17 protein-coding genes are annotated in these 18485 nt (G+C 52.0%); 6 read left to right on the top strand and 11 right to left on the bottom strand.

From position 1 onward, the window contains the following. Window positions 1-32: 32 nt before the first annotated feature. From glnH to rhtA, 3 genes are all read right to left on the bottom strand, one after another. The gene (gene glnH / locus C3432_RS08865) at window positions 33-779 is read right to left on the bottom strand and encodes a glutamine ABC transporter substrate-binding protein GlnH (RefSeq protein ID WP_103776251.1); all 747 of its coding nucleotides are present in this window, start codon (window positions 777-779) and stop codon (window positions 33-35) included. A gap of 364 nt (window positions 780-1143) precedes the next feature. Continuing rightward, a complete protein-coding gene (dps, locus tag C3432_RS08860; protein WP_103776250.1) occupies window positions 1144-1647 on the bottom strand; it encodes a DNA starvation/stationary phase protection protein Dps in 504 nt (167 codons plus the stop codon). A gap of 304 nt (window positions 1648-1951) precedes the next feature. Further along, the gene (rhtA, locus tag C3432_RS08855) at window positions 1952-2839 is read right to left on the bottom strand and encodes a threonine/homoserine exporter RhtA (RefSeq protein ID WP_103776249.1); all 888 of its coding nucleotides are present in this window, start codon (window positions 2837-2839) and stop codon (window positions 1952-1954) included. 235 nt (window positions 2840-3074) lie between these two features. On the opposite strand from rhtA, the gene C3432_RS27430 reads away from it, so the two are divergent. Further along, window positions 3075-3140 (top strand): hypothetical protein, encoded by a 66-nt coding sequence (locus C3432_RS27430; RefSeq protein WP_146050912.1) that lies wholly within the window; start codon window positions 3075-3077, stop codon window positions 3138-3140. 52 nt (window positions 3141-3192) lie between these two features. Continuing rightward, the gene (ompX, locus tag C3432_RS08850) at window positions 3193-3708 is read left to right on the top strand and encodes an outer membrane protein OmpX (protein WP_103776248.1); all 516 of its coding nucleotides are present in this window, start codon (window positions 3193-3195) and stop codon (window positions 3706-3708) included. A gap of 116 nt (window positions 3709-3824) precedes the next feature. Here the strand turns inward: ompX and C3432_RS08840 are convergent, their stop codons facing one another. Next, window positions 3825-5405 carry a phosphoethanolamine transferase gene (locus C3432_RS08840; protein ID WP_103776246.1) on the bottom strand — a complete coding sequence of 527 codons (1581 nt, stop codon included), beginning with the start codon at window positions 5403-5405 and terminating at the stop codon, window positions 3825-3827. Window positions 5406-5681: 276 nt separating this feature from the next. Next, on the bottom strand, window positions 5682-5810 hold the full coding sequence (gene mntS, locus C3432_RS08835; RefSeq protein WP_103776245.1) for a manganase accumulation protein MntS: 129 nt from the start codon (window positions 5808-5810) through the stop codon (window positions 5682-5684). 186 nt (window positions 5811-5996) lie between these two features. Here mntS and mntR point away from each other — a divergent pair, with 186 nt between their 5' ends. Together mntR and C3432_RS08825 are read left to right on the top strand one after the other, a co-directional pair. After that, window positions 5997-6470, top strand: a complete 474-nt coding sequence (mntR, locus tag C3432_RS08830) for a manganese-binding transcriptional regulator MntR (RefSeq protein WP_103776244.1) — start codon at window positions 5997-5999, stop codon at window positions 6468-6470. After that, window positions 6467-7579, top strand: coding sequence for an anion transporter (locus tag C3432_RS08825; RefSeq protein WP_103776243.1), 1113 nt, complete (start codon window positions 6467-6469; stop codon window positions 7577-7579). The genes mntR and C3432_RS08825 overlap by 4 nt, the downstream gene beginning before the upstream one ends. A 115-nt stretch (window positions 7580-7694) precedes the next feature. Here C3432_RS08825 and ldtB read toward each other — a convergent pair whose 3' ends face one another. Continuing rightward, on the bottom strand, window positions 7695-8615 hold the full coding sequence (gene ldtB, locus C3432_RS08820) for a L,D-transpeptidase (protein WP_103776947.1): 921 nt from the start codon (window positions 8613-8615) through the stop codon (window positions 7695-7697). Between the two features lie 180 nt (window positions 8616-8795). After that, window positions 8796-9578: a tyrosine-protein phosphatase gene (locus C3432_RS08815; RefSeq protein WP_103776242.1), complete on the bottom strand. Its 783-nt coding sequence runs from the start codon at window positions 9576-9578 to the stop codon at window positions 8796-8798. Window positions 9579-9734: 156 nt separating this feature from the next. Here C3432_RS08815 and C3432_RS08810 point away from each other — a divergent pair, with 156 nt between their 5' ends. Beyond that, window positions 9735-11327, top strand: coding sequence for an ABC-F family ATPase (locus C3432_RS08810; protein WP_103776241.1), 1593 nt, complete (start codon window positions 9735-9737; stop codon window positions 11325-11327). A 429-nt stretch (window positions 11328-11756) separates the two neighbouring features. On the opposite strand, the gene C3432_RS08800 is transcribed toward C3432_RS08810, so the two are convergent. The 4 genes from C3432_RS08800 to C3432_RS08785 all read right to left on the bottom strand — a co-directional run bounded on the left by C3432_RS08800 (window position 11757) and on the right by C3432_RS08785 (window position 17535). After that, window positions 11757-13019 (bottom strand): DUF1479 domain-containing protein, encoded by a 1263-nt coding sequence (locus tag C3432_RS08800; protein ID WP_103776240.1) that lies wholly within the window; start codon window positions 13017-13019, stop codon window positions 11757-11759. Between the two features lie 241 nt (window positions 13020-13260). Beyond that, on the bottom strand, window positions 13261-14076 hold the full coding sequence (locus C3432_RS08795) for a Cof-type HAD-IIB family hydrolase (RefSeq protein ID WP_103776239.1): 816 nt from the start codon (window positions 14074-14076) through the stop codon (window positions 13261-13263). A gap of 122 nt (window positions 14077-14198) precedes the next feature. Then, window positions 14199-16631 carry a glycyl radical protein gene (locus C3432_RS08790; RefSeq protein ID WP_103776238.1) on the bottom strand — a complete coding sequence of 811 codons (2433 nt, stop codon included), beginning with the start codon at window positions 16629-16631 and terminating at the stop codon, window positions 14199-14201. A gap of 4 nt (window positions 16632-16635) precedes the next feature. Further along, window positions 16636-17535 carry a glycyl-radical enzyme activating protein gene (locus C3432_RS08785; RefSeq protein ID WP_103776237.1) on the bottom strand — a complete coding sequence of 300 codons (900 nt, stop codon included), beginning with the start codon at window positions 17533-17535 and terminating at the stop codon, window positions 16636-16638. A gap of 227 nt (window positions 17536-17762) precedes the next feature. On the opposite strand from C3432_RS08785, the gene fsa reads away from it, so the two are divergent. Then, a complete protein-coding gene (gene fsa / locus C3432_RS08780) occupies window positions 17763-18425 on the top strand; it encodes a fructose-6-phosphate aldolase (protein WP_103776236.1) in 663 nt (220 codons plus the stop codon). The last annotated feature ends 60 nt before the right edge of the window (window positions 18426-18485 follow it).

Genomic DNA, 18485 nt, shown 5'->3' with positions numbered 1-18485 from the left:
ATCATCGGGCAAGACAAACACCGATCAATTAATTATTTAGGTTCAGTACCGAACCATTTTTTGTAGATTTCGTTATAGGTGCCATTTTCACGCAGCGTTTTCAGCGCACCGTTCACTTTCTCGCGCAGCTCGTCGCTACCTTTCGGGAAAGCGATACCGTACTGCTGGGCTTCCAGAGACTCGCCTACCGCTTTGAACTGACCGTTACCGGCGGTTTTAATGAAGTAGAGAATGTTTGGCGTGTCGTGCAGGACAGCATCCGCGCGATTCGTGCCCAGCTCCATGTACGCGTTATCAATGTTCGGGAACTGACGCAGATCTTTGGTTTTGATGTTTGCTTTCGCATAATCAACAGAACCGGTACCGCTCTTCACGGCAACCACTTTACCATCCAGATCTTTCACGCTTTTCACGTCGTTATTGTTGGCTTTCACCATCACTAACAGACCGCTTTTGTAGTAACCATCAGAGAAGTCGATCGCTTTTTTACGCTCATCGGTGATGGTGATACCTGCCAGCGCAAGGTCAATGTTTTTGGTTTGCAGTGCAGGGATGATGCCGCTGAAATCCATCGGCTTCAGTTCGTAATCGAGCTTCAGCTCTTTCGCTACTGCCGCCCACAGATCCACATCAAAACCAACGTACTTGTCACCCTGTTTAAATTCAAACGGAACGAATGCAGTATCCGTTGCAACAACCAGTTTTTTATCCGCGGCATGAGAAGACACCGCAAAAGCCAGGGTAAGTGCAGCCAGTGAAACTTTAAATAGAGAATTCATAGCATTTCCTTTTATATCCACGGGGCGATCCCCTGCGAGAACATATGTCTTAATGAAAAAATCGTGCCAGTTTTGCAACTCATTGTTTTAACAGGAAGGTGTTTCAGTCTGTTGCACAATAAAGGGCGCAAAACCGGTAAGTTGCACCGTTTTGGGGCACCGCTATAGTGCAGATAAGACGTGATGCAAACGGTTTGACTATTTAGCGTAAAATACGTTGTTAAAACAATCTCTCATTAACGATTGTGTGAGGTAGTTATTACAAATATTTTACTTTGAGGGCGTCGGGCAGGATTTTGATGCACCATAAAAGTGCAAAACCCCCGCCAGAGCGGGGGTTACAGACAGTATACTTATGATGCTGTTATTCGATATTCGCTTCGATAAACCACAGGAATTTGTCGAGATCGCGAGAGGCCGCGGTGAAGATATCTGCAGTGTCTTCATCTTTCGCTTCGCCGATGGCTTGACGCACATCATTAGCAACAATCGCATAACGATCCGCCAGCTCTTTTAGGTGATCCTGCACGGTATGGATGTCGAGCGGGTAACTTTTCAGCGGTGTCTTGCTGTTAATAACCTGAGTTGTCCCTAAAGCTACGCCACCCAGCTGCACGGCACGTTCTGCCATGGTGTCCAGATGATCGGTCAGCGCAGTACGGAAGCCATCCAGCATTTCGTGTACGGCAATAAAGTTAGCACCGCGCATGTTCCAGTGAGCCTGTTTGGTAATCAGTGACAGATCAATGAACTGGATCACCTGACGATTCAGCAACTCAATCGTGGCTTTCTTCTCGCTGTCAGATACATCGTTGCGGGTATAAAGCAGATTGGACGCTTTTGTTTTTACCAATTTAGCGGTACTCATAATTTCATATCCTCTTGATGTTATGTCCCAGTAAACAACGGAACTAAGTATAGCACCTGTTATACATTCTGCTTTTGTGGATGTTCCTATCGCTTTAATAGCGGTAACAAGGCTATATTTTATTTTTATTTAAAATCATATGGTTAGGGATATTTTCTTAAGAGGGTAATTTATTCTCATTTCGCACAGGTAAATGAGAATAAATATGTGAGTAGTGAATCAGGAAAAATAATAAAGAGACAGCGTTGCGCAAAATATGAAAGATATTCTGCATGATTATGCATCTCATGCAGAAATGTAAAAATTAATTAATATCGACCTCTTTTATCTTTGTCTCCTGACGAAGGGTGAGTGTTGAACCCATTGAGGCGGCGATAATGGCGCACAGTGCTAATGTTTGAATGAGCGTCAGAGTCTCTCCGAGGAAAATCATGCCAGAGACGGCGGCCAGCGCGGGCTCCATACTCATCAACGTACCAAAAGTTCTGGTCGGCAGACGCGTCAGGGCAATCATCTCCAGAGAGTAGGGCAGTGCGGTCGACAGAATCGCAACGGCCAGACCTAACGGAACAACAGACCAGTGCCAGAGCGCTTCACCTGCCTGTGCTGCGCCAAGCGGGACAAAGATGATTGCCGCAATAAGCGAACCCACCGCGACGGTCGCCGGACCATGCTCGGCACCGGCACGCTGTCCGGTAAGAATGTAGATCGCCCAGCAGGCACCTGCACCAAGCGCGAGCGCGGCTCCCGTTAAATCAACGTGCGACACGTCCTGACCAAGCGGCAGCAGGAACCAGAGACCCAGTACCGCCAGCACGACCCAAATAAAATCGACCGCGCGTCGTGAAGAGAACAGCGCAACCGCCAACGGCCCGGTAAATTCCAGCGCCACGGCAATGCCCAGCGGTACGGTCTGAATCGACAGGTAGAAGAGGTAGTTCATCCCGCCAAGTGACAGACCGTAAAAGAGCAGCGGAAGCCTTTGCTCTTTCGCAAAGCGTAAGCGCCAGGGTTTAAAGAAGGCGACAAGGATAAGGGTTCCCAGCGCCAGGCGTAAGGCGGTGACGCCTGGCGCCCCAATCAGAGGAAACAACGATTTTGCCAGCGATGCCCCACTCTGAATAGAGGACATGGCAATAAGCAGCACCAAAATAGGTAACCAGACTGGCGTTTTATGTGACGACCCTGGCATCCTTTCTCCTGTCAAAACTTGTCAATTGAAGTAAAAGAGCCAGTGTAATGGAAATATCCCTGAGCGGTTGAGTGTTGGTTGAAAAAAAGTTTCCAGAAATCCGTAAAATAGCGAAATATTGATGGATTAATAAGCTATGTGATTAGGAATTATCTGGATGAATGTACCGATGTTTGTGCGTATTAATGGTGCAAATATCGGAAAAAGTGGTGTTAATTGAAAGAGATAACGGGTTCTGGAAACGTTCTGTTACATGAAAGACCCCGTTAGACATCGCAAATCGCAAAGAGTTTCTCATTAATTTTTGATATATTTAAATCTTAGGACTTTTTAGAAGCACATTTGAGGTGGTTATGAAAAAAATTGCATGTCTTTCAGCACTGGCCGCTGTTCTGGCTATCTCCGCAGGTACTGCTGTAGCAGCTACTTCTACTGTAACCGGTGGTTATGCTCAGAGCGACGCTCAGGGCGTAGCGAACAAAATGAACGGTTTCAACCTGAAGTATCGTTATGAGCAGGATAACAACCCGCTGGGCGTAATTGGTTCCTTCACTTACACTGAAAAAGATCGTACTAACAGTGGCGGCGATTACAACAAATCTCAGTACTACGGCATCACCGCAGGTCCGGCTTTCCGTCTGAACGACTGGGCAAGCATCTACGGTGTAGTCGGTGTTGGCTACGGTAAATTCCAGAGCACCAACTATCCGACTTATAAAGATGACACCAGCGACTACGGTTTCTCTTACGGTGCTGGTCTGCAGTTCAACCCAATCGAAAATGTTGCTCTGGACTTCTCTTATGAGCAGAGCCGTATTCGTAGCGTTGACGTTGGCACCTGGATCGCGGGTGTTGGTTACCGCTTCTAATCACTTCGGTGATATGAAAAATCCGCCTTACGGGGCGGATTTTTTTTGCCTCAAATCTGTCGGTATTGTAGACCATATAAAGCATTTATGCCGCCATCCGGCGCAGGCAGTTACGCTTATTGGGTCAGGAAAAAGTCGTTACCCAGATGGTTGTAGTCCACTTTCTGTAATTTAAAGTTGGTGATATAGACCTGCCCGGCCTTCTGCTCAGAGATAAAGCGGTATTGGGTCTTGATCTCTTTTGTGCTGATCCCCGTCCATTGTGAAAAAAAGTCGAGAAAATCATTTGCCGAGCGGCGGGCTTTAATTAGCCGATGCGCTTTATCATCGCTGGAGAGCACCATAAACGGCACCTGGAAGTTTTGCTGGAACTGGTCGTCATGGGCCAGATATTGCACCTCTTTCCCACGTTCTTTAAAGGCCAGACCGTGGTCCGAGAAGTAGACCAGAGAGAAACTGTCACCGCTGTTGCGTAGCTGATCGTACAGTTTACGCAGCAGGTCGTCCGTTTGGGTCATCGTGTACAGGTAGCAGGAGGTCTCTTTTGACTGTACAAACGTTTCGTATTTGCCTTTGGTGCGATCGCAGGCCTGGGGATGAGAACCCATTAAATGCAGCACGATAAGCTGGGGCTGTGTTCGCCCCGTCTCAAGAACCTGAGCCGTCATTTTCAACAGCGCCTCATCCTGAGTATTTTTATCCGCTTCAAAGTCGCCGCTTTTCAGAAACTGCACCTCGTCGGCACGCTTCGCGATACTGGCAATAGCGGTATCATATTCGCCAATTTGTCCCTGGTTTGAAAACCACCATGTCTGGAAACCGGCGCGATTGGCTAACGTGACAAAGTTATCCTGATACTGCGGCTTGTTATCCACCACGCGGTTGAGCGTTAAGCCGAGCGATTTTTGCGTTGACCCGCTGGCGGCAATATAGTCGGTAAACAGATAACCATTCACGTGACTTGCGAACGGGGTGTTGTCCCAATGACCGCCGAATGCGCCCAGCGCATCACGCCGCGCGCTCTCACCAATCACAACGACGTAGGTGTGATATTTAGGCTTCACTGCCGTCACCGTCCAGGTATCTTTCACGCTCGACAGTTTTGCCATGCGATTCTGTTCGTCAATCACTTCGTTGTTATTGACGATTATGTCTTTAGCGAAGCGGAAAACGGGGTAACCCGTATCTTTAAGTTTAAAGACGCCGCCCCACGCCAGATTCTGAACTGGCGCAACAAAAAAGGTGACCGCGCTGAACAGCAGGCACAGGCTGTCGAGCGTATTCCAGCATCTCTTCGGTGCCTCTTTCTTACGCCGAACGGCAATGACGCCAAGTGCAAAAATAAAAAGACCGACCAGATAGCTATACCACGGAAAAATAGTCAGGATTTCCGTGGACTCTTCCATATTGGTGGAGTGCAGTGCCAGCAGGGTGTTGAAATTGGGGGCACCGTAGGCCTGACCAAACGGGAAGTACATTGCCGCAATAAGCGAGCAGACGCCAATAAACGCCTTTTGCACGTGTGGCGAGGTGCGCCAGAGCAGCAGCAAAATACAGGTAAATGCGGCGGTATACAGCAGGCTTAAGGGATAGCCCAACGCAAGGTTTATCAGCAATGACTGTAAAAAGTACAAGCCTGTCCACGGACTGATAGCCCGGCTGCGGGCAATAAGCGTGTCTTTAAGGGTTAAATTCATATACCACTATCGCGAAAACGCCATGTGCTCACCCTGGCGTCAAGGGCCATTACCTGCTGAGCGTGCGTGAAGAGGGGATAGGGTCCGCATCTGCGAGCCGCAAATGTGCAGGGCTGCAAGAAGATAGAGCGCGCTTATGTTCAGGTCAACTAGCAGAGAGAAAATGTTTTGCGAAGGGGTTAGCAAAAACAGCAAAAAGAGAAGGGATTTTACGTGTTCAGCAAGCGTAGCTGCCGAATGTGACAGAAAAATGAAGCGGCGTACCGCGACGCCGCATTAGTTATCTGAGGGGTTATCCTGCCCGGATTTACCGTTGAACATATCGCACAGCATTGAGAGCAGCATTAACCGTACCTGAAAGGGAGAGTGGCTAAACACGCGTATACACCTCTTAAATTCGTTCATATAAACCTCCTGACTTTCCGATCCCGTCGATCCGTGAGGGATGCCTGCATTACATACAGATATAGCACAGGCTATATTATATAGCTATTGCTAAAATGTTATTTTTTTGTGCCTGGGCAACTCTGGTTTACAATGAGCGCTCTCCAATTAGATGCAATTAACGCGTCACAGGAATGAGGAAGCAGAATGAGTCGTCGCGCAGGTACGCCAATAACAAAAAAAGTGACGCAGTTAGTGAACGTTGAGGAACACGTTGAAGGGTTTCGTCAGGTCAGGGAAGCGCATCGTCGTGAACTGATCGACGACTATGTTGAGCTAATTTCCGATCTCATTATCGAGGTCGGGGAAGCGCGGCAGGTGGATATGGCCGCACGTCTGGGCGTCTCTCAGCCGACGGTGGCTAAGATGCTGAAGCGCCTGGCCTCGGTTGGATTAATTGAGATGATCCCATGGCGCGGCGTCTTTTTAACGCCGGAAGGCGAGAAGCTGGCGCAGGAGAGCCGTGAACGGCATCAAATAGTGGAAAATTTTTTGCTGGTGCTGGGCGTCAGTGCGGAGATCGCGCGTCGGGATGCGGAAGGGATGGAACATCATGTGAGCCAGGAAACGCTGGAGGCTTTCCGTCTGTTCACGCAAAAGCACGGAACGTCCGCTGAATGAATCTCCCGTGGCTGCGTGCGCTAAAGCGCGATCGTTTTTTTCAGTTATTGCTGGTTGTGGGGACAGGGTTAAGCTTTTGCGTTCCTTTTGCCCCACAGACCTGGCCCAAAGCCATCGACTGGCACACCATTATCACTCTCAGCGGCCTGATGCTGCTTACTAAAGGCGTTGAGATGAGCGGTTATTTTGACGTGCTGGGGCGTAAGATGACCCGCCGCTTTGCCACTGAGCGTCGGCTGGCGATGTTTATGGTGCTGGCTGCGGCGCTGCTCTCGACCTTCCTGACTAACGATGTGGCGCTGTTTATTGTCGTACCGCTGACGATCACCCTCAAAAAATTGTGCGCCATTCCGGTTAACCGACTGATCATTTTTGAAGCGCTTGCCGTCAACGCCGGTTCGCTGCTTACGCCGATTGGTAATCCGCAAAATATTTTACTCTGGGGGCGTTCCGGACAGTCGTTTGCCGCGTTTATCGGGCAGATGGGGCCTCTGGCGGCGGTTATGATGGCTACGCTGTTGGCGCTGTGCTGGTTCAGTTTTCCCAATAAGACGTTGCAGCACCATGCGGGAACACAAATGCCGGACTGGCGGCCGCGACTGGTGTGGGGTTGCCTGGGGTTTTATATCGTCTTTCTGACGGCTCTGGAGCTGAAACAGGAACTCTGGGGGCTGGTAATTATTGCCACCGGTTTTATCGTGCTGGCGCGACGGGTGGTGCTGAGCGTTGACTGGACGCTGTTGCTGGTGTTTATGGCGATGTTTATCGATGTCCATTTACTCACCCAGCTTCCGGCGTTACAGGGGGTATTGGGACACGTCACTACTTTATCAGAGCCGGGACTGTGGCTGACGGCGATTGGCCTGTCACAGTTTATCAGCAACGTTCCCGCGACGATTCTGCTGCTTAATTACGTCCCCCCCTCGATGCTGCTGGCATGGGCGGTGAACGTTGGCGGTTTTGGTTTATTACCCGGTTCCCTGGCAAATCTGATTGCGCTGAGGATGGCGAACGATCGGCGTATCTGGTGGCGTTTTCACGGATATTCGCTCCCGATGCTGGTGTGGGCTGCCGTAGTGGGATATGGGTTGTTACGCGTGTGTGCCTGAATGTGGTTTGCCTGATGGCGGCGCGAGCGCCTTATCCGGCCTGTAAAATGTTGCGCCATCAGGGGCTCATAAAAAAGGCGGATGATTCATCCGCCTTTTTCGTCTCTGGATTGGCTTAGTTCAGGCGAACCGGCATACCGGAACGGTTTTGAACCGCCTGCTCAACCACGGACTGATCGACGTCCGGCTCGTTGGTGACGCTTTGAATGCTCTTGTTCAGCGTAATCGGTACGATCTCACCGCCTTCGAACTGGGCTTCAGTGGTGGACAGCGGATTGTGAACTTCAATATAACGGCTGCCGTCTGGCTCGGTGGTCGCTTTCACCGGCTCATCAATAAACTGTACGCGGGTGCCGACAGGGACGTTTTCAAACAGGAACTTGATGTCTTCGTTACGCAGACGCACACAGCCGTGGCTGACGCGCAGGCCAATACCAAAGTTGGCATTGGTACCGTGAATTGCATACAGACGACCGATATACAGTGCATACAGCCCCATCGGGTTGTCCGGACCTGCCGGGACAACGGCTGGCAGCGGCTCACCGGCTGCACGATATTCGGCGTGCATTTTCGCGGTTGGCGTCCAGGTTGGGCCTGCTTTCTTACGTTCTACTTTGGTGGTCCAGTTGATGGGCGTATCTTTGCCTAACTGACCAATCCCAATCGGCAGGACGATGACGGTATTAGTGCCTTTCGGGTAGTAGTAGAGACGCATTTCCGCGCTGTTGATAACGATCCCCTCATGAACGGTATCCGGCAGGATCAGCTGCTGAGGGATGTTCAACACGGTGCCCCCCTTCGGCAGGAAGGTATCCACGCCGGGGTTGGCTTCCAGCATGTTGGAAAGGCCCATCTGATATTCCGCAGCGAAATATTCCAGCGGCTGGGTGTTGCCTTCCGGGATCGTAATCACCTGATTCTGACCAATAACGCGGCTGCCATCGGTCGGCAGGGGGTACGTCACCGCTGAGGCGGTGCTGCAAAAGCCAACTACAGCGAGAGCCGCTGCGAAAAACGTTGTTAATTTCATATTCATGTTCATGTATGCGAGATTCAGTGCCAGGCAGGCTATTGGGTTGAGAATTCTGTCGTGTTGGAAGCGCATTATATGTGCATTCCGGGTAACAGGGAATTCAGATGTGTACGAAATCACGTTTTTTTGCCATTTTCGTCCTTTCTCGTTTTACCGCCTGCCTCTGCGATATCTGATGCAATATCACTCCGTCAGCAGACGCGACTGTATACTGGCACGCACTTGCGGGGTTAGCTGATATTCCTGCTCCAGCCAGGTATCAATATGATGATAGCGCTGATGAATTGCGCGAAGCGCTTCGGCTAAATAAGATTCGCGTACCGCCAGTATTGCTGACAGGTTTTTCCGTCCACGCGCGCTCAGGCTGTCGCCTAACCAGTTTAGTATTTCGTCTTCTGTCTGCGCCAGCATTCCATGGGTTAACAGGTACTCTTCCATGACGGTGTCGCTGTCGCAGCCCAGCGCAAACAGCGTCAGCGCGCAGCCGATGCCGGTACGGTCTTTACCTACGGCACAGTGTTGCAAAAGTGCACCGTCGAACGGCTCCGTTAACCACTGTGAGAGCTGGCGATAGGCGGCGTTGTTAAACGGTAACTGGCGATAAAGCTCCAGCATAAATTTCTCGCCATCGAGTGTATCGAGCATGGCGGCACTAAACTCGGTCACTTTCGCATTGACGTCGCTGACAACCGGATTGGCTGGCGCGTTGAGATAATGCGCCCCGGCACTCAGGCGATCGGGGCGGTGACTGGCTTCCGTTGGATCGCGATAATCAAGTACCCGACTGAGTGGGATCTCGCCAAGTTGTCCCAGATCGTCGGCCGTCATCTGATGCAGCGCGCCGGAACGTAATAACTTGCCCTGACGGATACGGCGCCCCTCTGCCGTACGCTGGCCTCCCAGGTCACGAAAGTTAATTCCTCCCTGGAGCGCCAGGAATGCGGGATGGTGTGGCTGAGCTGTCATGGATATCCTCTTGCGTTGTCATGCTTACCGCACTGAAATTCAACCATATCATAGCGGCTGGAGAGGATTTTATCGCAGGCGTGAAAACTTTTGCGTTTGCTGGCATAATGTCTGGTTTATCACACTTCTCATTCTCATTTTTCAGGATATAACCCCGTGTTAGTTTCCAGCAACGTCACCATGCAGTTCGGCAGTAAGCCGCTGTTCGAAAATATTTCCGTCAAATTTGGCGGCGGCAACCGTTACGGCCTGATTGGCGCGAACGGTAGCGGTAAATCCACCTTTATGAAAATTCTCGGCGGCGACCTGGAGCCGACGCTGGGCAACGTTTCTCTCGATCCCAACGAGCGCATCGGTAAGCTGCGCCAGGATCAGTTTGCGTTTGAAGCGTTCACCGTACTCGACACCGTAATTATGGGACATGGTGAACTGTGGGAAGTAAAGCAGGAGCGTGACCGTATTTATTCGCTGCCGGAAATGAGCGAGGAAGACGGCTATAAAGTGGCCGATCTTGAGGTCAAATACGGCGAAATGGATGGTTATTCTGCGGAGGCGCGCGCGGGTGAACTGTTACTCGGTGTCGGCATTCCCGTTGAGCAACATTACGGTCCGATGAGTGAAGTGGCACCCGGCTGGAAGCTGCGTGTGCTGCTGGCGCAGGCGCTGTTTTCCAATCCGGATATTCTGCTGCTCGACGAACCGACCAACAACCTGGACATTGATACCATCCGCTGGCTGGAGCAGGTGCTTAACGAACGTGACAGCACCATGATCATTATTTCGCACGACCGTCACTTCCTGAACATGGTCTGTACGCACATGGCGGATCTGGATTACGGCGAGCTGCGTATTTACCCCGGTAACTACGATGAATATATGACTGCGGCCACTCAGGCGCGTGAGCGTCTGCTGGCCGATAACGCCAAGAAAAAAGCGCAGATTGCAGACCTGCAATCCTTCGTCAGCCGCTTTAGCGCTAACGCTTCGAAATCTCGTCAGGCAACCTCCCGTGCCCGTCAGATTGATAAAATTAAGCTCGATGAGGTGAAAGCCTCCAGTCGTCAGAACCCGTTCATCCGTTTTGAACAGGACAAGAAACTGTTCCGCAACGCGCTGGAAGTGGAAGCGCTCGCAAAAGGCTTTGATAACGGCCCGCTGTTTAAAGGCGTTAACCTGCTGCTGGAAGTGGGCGAAAAGCTCGCGGTACTGGGGACCAACGGCGTGGGTAAGTCCACGCTGCTGAAAACGCTGGTGGGCGATCTGGAAGCAGACAGCGGTACCGTGAAATGGTCAGAGAATGCGCGTATTGGCTATTACGCGCAGGATCACGAATATGAATTCGAAAATGACTTAACGGTATTCGAATGGATGAGTCAGTGGAAACAGGAAGGCGACGACGAGCAGGCGGTACGCAGTATTCTTGGACGCCTGTTGTTCAGCCAGGACGATATTAAAAAACCGGCGAAAGTGCTCTCCGGTGGTGAAAAGGGTCGTATGTTGTTTGGTAAACTGATGATGCAGAAACCGAACATTCTGGTAATGGACGAACCGACTAACCACCTGGATATGGAATCGATCGAATCACTGAACATGGCGCTGGAAATGTATCAGGGCACCCTGATTTTCGTTTCTCACGACCGTGAGTTTGTAAGCTCGCTGGCAACTCGCGTGCTGGAAATCACCCCGGAACGCGTGGTGGACTTCAGCGGTAATTACGAAGATTATCTGCGCAGTAAAGGTATCGAATAATTTTCCCGTCGTCTTTCACGTTACAGGTGTGTTGGCTGCACCTGTTCACCCCGGTCACTTACTGATGTAAGCTCCCGGGGCTCACCGGTTTGCCGCCTGCCTGTCACACGAAATACTTAGGGAAAATGGATGGTTGTCGTCTTTCACGTTACAGGTGTGTTGGCTGCACCTGTTCACCCCGGTCACTTACAGATGTAAGCTCCCGGGGACTCACCGGTTTGCCGCCTGCCTGTAACGCGAAATACTCAGGGAAAATGGATGGTTGTCGTCTTTCACGCTACAGGTGTGTTGGCTACACCTGTTCACCCCGGTCATTTACTGATATATGCTCCCGGGGACTCACCGGTTTGCCGCCTGCCTGTCACACGAAATACTCAGGGAAAATGGACGGTTGTCGTCTTTCACGCTACAGGTGCGGTTCAGGTTGCATTATTCCATTCCCAGCGCGCGCTTACCGTGAATGTTCAGATCGGCGGGCGTGAAACGTCCTTCCCAGTGAGTCTCATAATCTTCGCGCGGAAAATCCCCTGGCGATGCGCCTTTCTCCAGCGCCTCTTTGACTTTGTGCGCGTAAGCCAGATTCTTTTCACACATTGGCGCCGCCGGAATATACATCACGTTGCCCCAGCCCTGCTGATTTTCGACCGGAGCGACAGAGTGAATCACATCACAATGCCACCAGACGGAGTCTCCGGCTTCCAGTTGCGGAATGCTGGTGAGCGCCTCAATCAACAAGGGATGCCATTTCTCAGAGACCGGCAAGACTCTGCCCGGCGAGACGCCACACAGTTCATCTTCCGGCACATCATCAAGTAACGGGCGTAGCAGGATATATGCCATCGCTTCCGGGATGGGCACCACATGCAGTAATCCCTGGCCTGGCAGCATATCAGACAGGGCTGTCCAGCCCTGGAAGGTCCGGAATACTGAACATTTGGTCGTGTTCTCAACCGTGTATTCTTCCACTTCAGTACGGTGGGCGGCCTGCCACGGATCGTATTTTGCCAGGTTGCCATTAAACACATTCGCGAAAACGCGCTGATAAGCAGGGAGCAGCCAGCGCTCCAGCGCGCCAGAGTCGGTATGTGCGCCCAGACCCTTCGAGGTTGTACCCGGCGGGCGACGGCGGATCCTGTCCGGGTAAATCACGCTGATATCCGGGTTAAACCACTGCCTGCCATCGCTTTCAAAGGTCCACAGGCGGTTAAGAAAAGACTGCACGTTAGCCATCTCTTCGCTCTGGCGAGCCTGCATTTGCGCCTGCGACCAGTAAATCGGGTAAATCTCCGGGCGTGAAGCCGTTAATGTGCCAAAAAAATTATCCCCCGGCCCCTTGTACACCTCGTCGAAATGGTTGCGATCCAGGTAATCAAGCATCGATTGATCCCAGGCCAGCGCCTGTGCGCGAGGGAAGTGTCCTTTAACCACTGCGCATCCCCGACGCTTAATCTGTTCCTGCTGTTGTGCGGTGATAGTGCCGTCTTTGATATCGGCATACGCCAGTTCAGGCCAGACCGGCGCACCTTGTGATTTCAGAGCATTGATTTCAGCCACGCGGCTCGCGATGGCGTCGCTAAGCTGATTGAAAACCTGCTGAACGTCTCCGGGCTGTGCCCGCAGTTCTTTTTTCATCTGGCGGATTGCCGCTTTGTGATCGACCGGCAATGTGTCGCTTGTGAAGGTAAAAGCCATAACCACCTCGCATAACTTTCATTCGAAACAAATTATCATTACAAATGATAATATAAGTTATGAAAAAGTTAATGCAAGTTTAAAAAATTGATTTTGCGCACAAGAGGGAAAATCAACGGCGATGGGTAAAAAACGTTATCTATCTGGCCGCTGGCGTTATTTACGCTTATGCCCGCGCTGAGTTAGCAAATTTCTGACCAACCAGGGTCACGAAAAACCGGAGCCAGGGCTCCGGTTATCATCAGACGTTAAAAGGCGGGGCATTGTCGAGCACCGCCTGAATCACGTTCAGCGCGCCCTGATGATTGTTGTCATCAGTCTGGTAACGGGCAATCGCTTTGATGTTCTCAGCCGCATTTGCCATGGCGAAGGAGTAGCGCGCCATTTTCAGCATTTCTGCATCGTTGCCGCTGTCGCCTATAGCAACCACATTTTGTGGCGAAAGATCCCAGCTTTTCAGCAGGCGACTAATGCCGTTCGCTTTGTGCAGCCCCGGGATAATCAGGTCAATAAAGCCAAAACCACTGGTGACCGGCTTCATAATGCCGTCCAGTGACGCGTGCAGTTTGTCGATAACGAATGGGATCTGCTGGTCCGGCAGATTTAGCGAGAATTTAAACAGGACATCATCAATATCGTGATAATCCTTTACCGGCAGGAGACGGTGATAATGCTTTGCCATCAGCGCCACGAAGGATTCAGGGGCGTTTTCGCTGACATAAGCGCTTTTCAGACCGCAGGCGACAAAGTTGAGCTGCTTATCTTTTAGCAACTCGCCAATGACGATGCGTGATTCATGCCGGGTAAGCTCACCGTGAAAGCGTTGCTTGCCATGCTCAAACACCAATGCGCCATTTTCGGCAACAAAGGAGATTTCGTTTTTTAGCTCGGGGAAGAAGGAGATAAGCTGGTAATACTGATTACCGCTGGCGACGACAAATTCAATCTCTCTTTTTTTCAGTTCATGATACTGCGCCATAAATCGTGCGTGATCGTACTTTTTGGCGTCATTGAGAAAAGTTCCGTCCATATCGGTGACGATAACTTTAACGGTCATACATAGCTCCTGGCTCAAAACTGCGACCAGAAACATTTTAATAACAATGTGAGCTAATGCACAAATTTATTTCATTCGAAACGTGAATGCCCGGCGAGCGAAACGCCACCGGGCATTTGGGATTACAGCATATGTTCCGTACGCGCAATGATATCATCCTGCGCATCGGGTGAAAGCGCGGTGAAGAAGGCAGAGTAACCTGCCACTCGCACCACCAGGTCACGATACTGATCCGGGTGTTTTTTCGCTTCCAGCAGCGTTTCACGGGAGACGATGTTGTACTGAATGTGCCAGCCTTTATGTACTTCAAAGAAGGTACGCAGCAGCACCATCAGCTTCTGCTTGTCGGATTCATTCTCCAGCGTGGTCGGGTTCAGCTTCTGGTTCAGTAACACGCCGCCGAGAATTGAACCGGTAGGCAGCTTGCCCACGGACCCAATGACCGCGGTCGGACCAAGATGATCCGTTCCGGATGCCGGGCTGGCGCCTTCTGCCAGTGGGGTATGCGCTTTACGGCCATCCGGCGTTGCCATGGTTGCCGCGCCAAACGGTACGTTTGCGGAGATAGAAGAGGTGCCCGCGTAGTAATTGCCGCCAACCGGGCCACGGCCATAGCGCGGGTTATGGTACTGCTTCAGTTCGTCAATGTAGGTCTGGTAGGCACGAGCCAGCAGCGTATCGACGGTATCGTCATCATTACCGTACTTCGGCGCGCCGTTGATCAGACGCTGGCGCAACTGCTCGTGAGTCAGACCGTCAAAATCATCCGCCAGCGCCGCCGCCAGCTGTTGCTGCCCAATCGCCCCCTGTTCAAAGACCAGTTTCTTCACCGCCGCCAGGCTGTTGCCGAGGTTGGCAATACCCACCTGCAAACCCGATACCCAGTCGTACTTTGCGCCGCCTTGCTTAATGCTTTTTGCGCGTTCGATACAATCATCCACCAGCGCCGAGCAGAGAATATCGTGAACATTTTCTTCCAGCATGGTATCGACCACATACTCAATTTCGATCGATTTCCGCGTGTAGTAGCGAATTTGCGCATCCCAGGCGTCCATCACTTCATCGAAGTGGGTGAAGTTACCGGCAGAGAGCGCTTTTTCCTGCGGCAGGAACACTTTCCCACTGGTGGCGTCACGACCGCCTTCCAGCGCTGCCAGCATCACGCGGGCGAAGTTAATAAAGCTCATGCCGGTACAGCGGTAGCCCCATTTGCCGCCAACGGCGGTTTCGATGCAGCCAATCGCCGCATAGTCATAGGCATCCTGCGGTTCAATACCGAGCTTAATAAATTCCGGGATGACGATTTCATCGTTGTTAAACGCGGGCATTCCAAAGCCGCAGCGGATCACCTGCACGCAGGCATCCAGGAAATCATTACTCATCCCGGCGTGATAGCGCACGCTCAGGTTTGGCTGCGTGGAGCGCAGACGACCGCAGGATTCCAGAATGGCGTAGGAGAGCGGGTTGACGGCGTCCATCGGCTGACCGTTAAGCAGATTTTGACCACCAATGGTCACGTTCTGATACAGCGGGCTGCCCGCAGAAGCTTTGGAGTGAGAGCCTGAGCGGATTTTGTTCACTTCCAGCAACTTCAGCCAGCAGCTGTGCAGCAGTTCAATGGCATGTTCGCGATCCAGCGTCTGGTTCAGCTCGACGTCGCGACGGTAGTACGGATAGAGATACTGATCCATACGACCAAATGACACGGAGTGACCGTTGGATTCAATTTGCAGAATCAGCTGGATGAAATAGCAGAGCTGTAGCGCCTGCCAGAAAGTTTGCGGGGGCTGATGGGCGATGACATCACAGTTTTCCGCCATGGTCAGCAGTTCGCTGCGGCGACTTTCGCGCGGCTCTTTCGCTGCCATCTCACGCGCCAGACCGGCAAAACGTTTGATATGAAGGCTCACGGCGTCCAGCACGATATCGATAGCTTTCAGGAACTGATCGCCATGCAGATCGTCAAGCACGGTCAGGTTGATACGCGAGCGACGTTCCGCCACTTTATCGCGCAGACCATCGATACCTTTTTCCAGCAGCAAGGGGAAGTTGACCGCCAGGTGTGCGTCACCGGAGGTCATATTGCCTTCAGCTTTGATAATCCCGGTTTCCAGCAGACCTTTTTGCTCATCGGTAAACATACCGTAGCAGCGATCCTGCACGGTCTGGCCGCGCCACCAGGGGCAGACTTCATGCAGTACGCGTTTGTTTTCTTCGCTGACCGCAAAACCCGCGCCTGGACGATCCGCCAGGTCGTCGATCTCTTTTTCAATCCACGAGACGGTGTATTCCGGGAAGATCGGCGCGGCACGGACTTCGCTTGCCTGGTTGCCGATAATCAGCTCGTCATGCTTGATCCAGATAGTGCGCTGCGCGAGGTGATGCGCCAGCGCCAGGGCGCGACGCACCGGAATCGGCTTATCCAGATGCTGCTGATACATCGTGGTGTAGTGCTGTGCGCGCTCGGTACACACCGGGGGTTTCACAATGTGTACCAGCGCGGTTTTATGCGCCTTGATGCGGTCGCTGAGCGTATCCAGTTTCAGTATGGTCATGAGATTATCCTCGTAGAGTCGCGGTTAAACCTTTATTGCTGGCGTACTGCTGTGCAAAATCGAGCAAGGCAGGCGCATCCAGTGGTTTATCCGGCGCATTGTAGGGTTGACTGAGTAAGTGATATTTGTTCATGCCCAGCGTGTGGTAGGGCAGAAAATGAATCTCGCTGACGTGAAGTTCGTCAGCGGCAAAATCGGTAATGGCTTTGACGGCCTCTTCGTCGGCGTTAAAGCCCTGGATCAGCGGCACACGAATAATCATTTTTTTACCCGCCGCGGCGAGCTTTTTCAGATTCTCCAGCACACGTGAGGCGCTGCCATCAGTCCACTGTTTGAACGGCGCATCGGCGACATGCTTTAAATCGGCAAGAAACAGATCAACATGGGGTAAGGAGGGTTCAATATACTTCCAGGGAACGTGTAAACAGGTTTCGACAGCGGTGTGAATACCGGCATCATGGCTGGCTTTAAACAGTTCAGCCGCCAGTTCCGGCTGCATAAACGGCTCGCCGCCGGAAAGGGTCATCCCGCCGCCGCTGCGATCGTAAAACGGTTTGTCGCGCAGAACGGTCGCCATGATCTCTTCCACGCTTTTCATTTCGCCGCAGACGGTTAACGCCTGGGTAGGGCAGCAGTCGGTCAGCGCAAGAAGGTTCTCATCGGTGATTTTCTCGCGATGGATAAGCAGACCATTCAGTGCGCGCTCAATCACGCCTGGTACCGCCTGGGCGCACAGCGTGCAGTCTTCCAGGCAAAGACGCGCATCGTACAGAAGATCCTGCGTCCGGGCGCGGCTTTCCGGGTTCTGGCACCAGCGACAGCCCAGGGAGCATCCTTTAAGGAACACTACGGTACGGATACCTGGACCATCATGAGTGGAATAGCGCTGAATATTGAAAATCATAAACGGCCTCTTTTCTTTCGTATAAAGATTAAATTACTTTCGAATGAAAGTTATATTGACATGCGTCAACTAACAGAGAGGTTTTGCCGTGATAGTCTTCAATCCATGCACTACGCATAATTTTTCGAGGGGCATCGGGGCGGCAATGACCGGGATGCTTGAAGGCAGCCAGCAAAGAGGCAGCCTGAAGGATGAGGCGTAAAAAATTTTTAGTTGAGGAAAGATTTATGGAACTGTATCTGGATACGTCTGATGTTGACGCAGTAAAAGCGCTGGCGCGTATTTTTCCCCTGGCGGGCGTGACCACCAACCCCAGTATCGTGGCGGCAGGTAAAAAGTCGCTGGAGATTCTACTGCCTTCACTGCAAGAGGCGATGGGCGGGCAGGGACGTTTGTTCGCCCAGGTGATGGCCACGACTGCCGAAGGAATGATCAGCGATGCGCGAAAGCTGCGGGCAATCATCCCTGATATCGTGGTGAAAGTTCCGGTGACCGCAGAAGGTCTGGCAGCGATTAAGCGGCTGAAAGCGGAAGGGATCCCGACGCTTGGGACGGCGGTTTATGGGGCGGCGCAAGGGTTGCTGTCCGCGTTAGCCGGGGCTGAGTACGTTGCGCCTTATGTTAACCGTGTGGATGCGCAGGGGGGGGATGGTATTCAGACCGTGACTGATTTGCAAAACTTACTGAAAATGCACGCCCCGCACGCCAAAGTATTAGCCGCCAGCTTCAAAACGCCGCGTCAGGCGCTGGATTGCCTGCTGGCAGGCTGCGAGTCCATCACGCTGCCGCTGGATGTTGCACAGCAGCTGATTAGCTCTCCGGCCGTTGATGCCGCCGTAGCGAAGTTCGGGCACGACTGGCAGAGCGCATTTGGACGCACCTCTCTGTAAGTCTGTTTTGCCGGATGGCGGCTGACACCTTATCCGGCCTACAAAATGCGCTGTTGTAGG

It is taken from the genome of Citrobacter amalonaticus (genome assembly GCF_002918555.1).
In the GTDB taxonomy this organism is placed as follows: domain Bacteria; phylum Pseudomonadota; class Gammaproteobacteria; order Enterobacterales; family Enterobacteriaceae; genus Citrobacter_C; species Citrobacter_C amalonaticus_A.
This window is presented reverse-complemented; position numbering and strand designations above follow the sequence as displayed.

Excerpts from the sequence above, each read along its gene's own strand:
- glnH (WP_103776251.1), bottom strand. The coding sequence starts at position 779 with ATGAATTCTCTATTTAAAGTTTCACTGGCTGCACTTACCCTGGCTTTT.
- dps (WP_103776250.1), bottom strand. The coding sequence starts at position 1,647 with ATGAGTACCGCTAAATTGGTAAAAACAAAAGCGTCCAATCTGCTTTAT.
- rhtA (WP_103776249.1), bottom strand. The coding sequence starts at position 2,839 with ATGCCAGGGTCGTCACATAAAACGCCAGTCTGGTTACCTATTTTGGTG.
- ompX (WP_103776248.1), top strand. The coding sequence starts at position 3,193 with ATGAAAAAAATTGCATGTCTTTCAGCACTGGCCGCTGTTCTGGCTATC.
- C3432_RS08840 (WP_103776246.1), bottom strand. The coding sequence starts at position 5,405 with ATGAATTTAACCCTTAAAGACACGCTTATTGCCCGCAGCCGGGCTATC.
- mntS (WP_103776245.1), bottom strand. The coding sequence starts at position 5,810 with ATGAACGAATTTAAGAGGTGTATACGCGTGTTTAGCCACTCTCCCTTT.
- mntR (WP_103776244.1), top strand. The coding sequence starts at position 5,997 with ATGAGTCGTCGCGCAGGTACGCCAATAACAAAAAAAGTGACGCAGTTA.
- C3432_RS08825 (WP_103776243.1), top strand. The coding sequence starts at position 6,467 with ATGAATCTCCCGTGGCTGCGTGCGCTAAAGCGCGATCGTTTTTTTCAG.
- ldtB (WP_103776947.1), bottom strand. The coding sequence starts at position 8,615 with ATGAATATGAAATTAACAACGTTTTTCGCAGCGGCTCTCGCTGTAGTT.
- C3432_RS08815 (WP_103776242.1), bottom strand. The coding sequence starts at position 9,578 with ATGACAGCTCAGCCACACCATCCCGCATTCCTGGCGCTCCAGGGAGGA.
- C3432_RS08800 (WP_103776240.1), bottom strand. The coding sequence starts at position 13,019 with ATGGCTTTTACCTTCACAAGCGACACATTGCCGGTCGATCACAAAGCG.
- C3432_RS08795 (WP_103776239.1), bottom strand. The coding sequence starts at position 14,076 with ATGACCGTTAAAGTTATCGTCACCGATATGGACGGAACTTTTCTCAAT.
- C3432_RS08790 (WP_103776238.1), bottom strand. The coding sequence starts at position 16,631 with ATGACCATACTGAAACTGGATACGCTCAGCGACCGCATCAAGGCGCAT.
- C3432_RS08785 (WP_103776237.1), bottom strand. The coding sequence starts at position 17,535 with ATGATTTTCAATATTCAGCGCTATTCCACTCATGATGGTCCAGGTATC.
- fsa (WP_103776236.1), top strand. The coding sequence starts at position 17,763 with ATGGAACTGTATCTGGATACGTCTGATGTTGACGCAGTAAAAGCGCTG.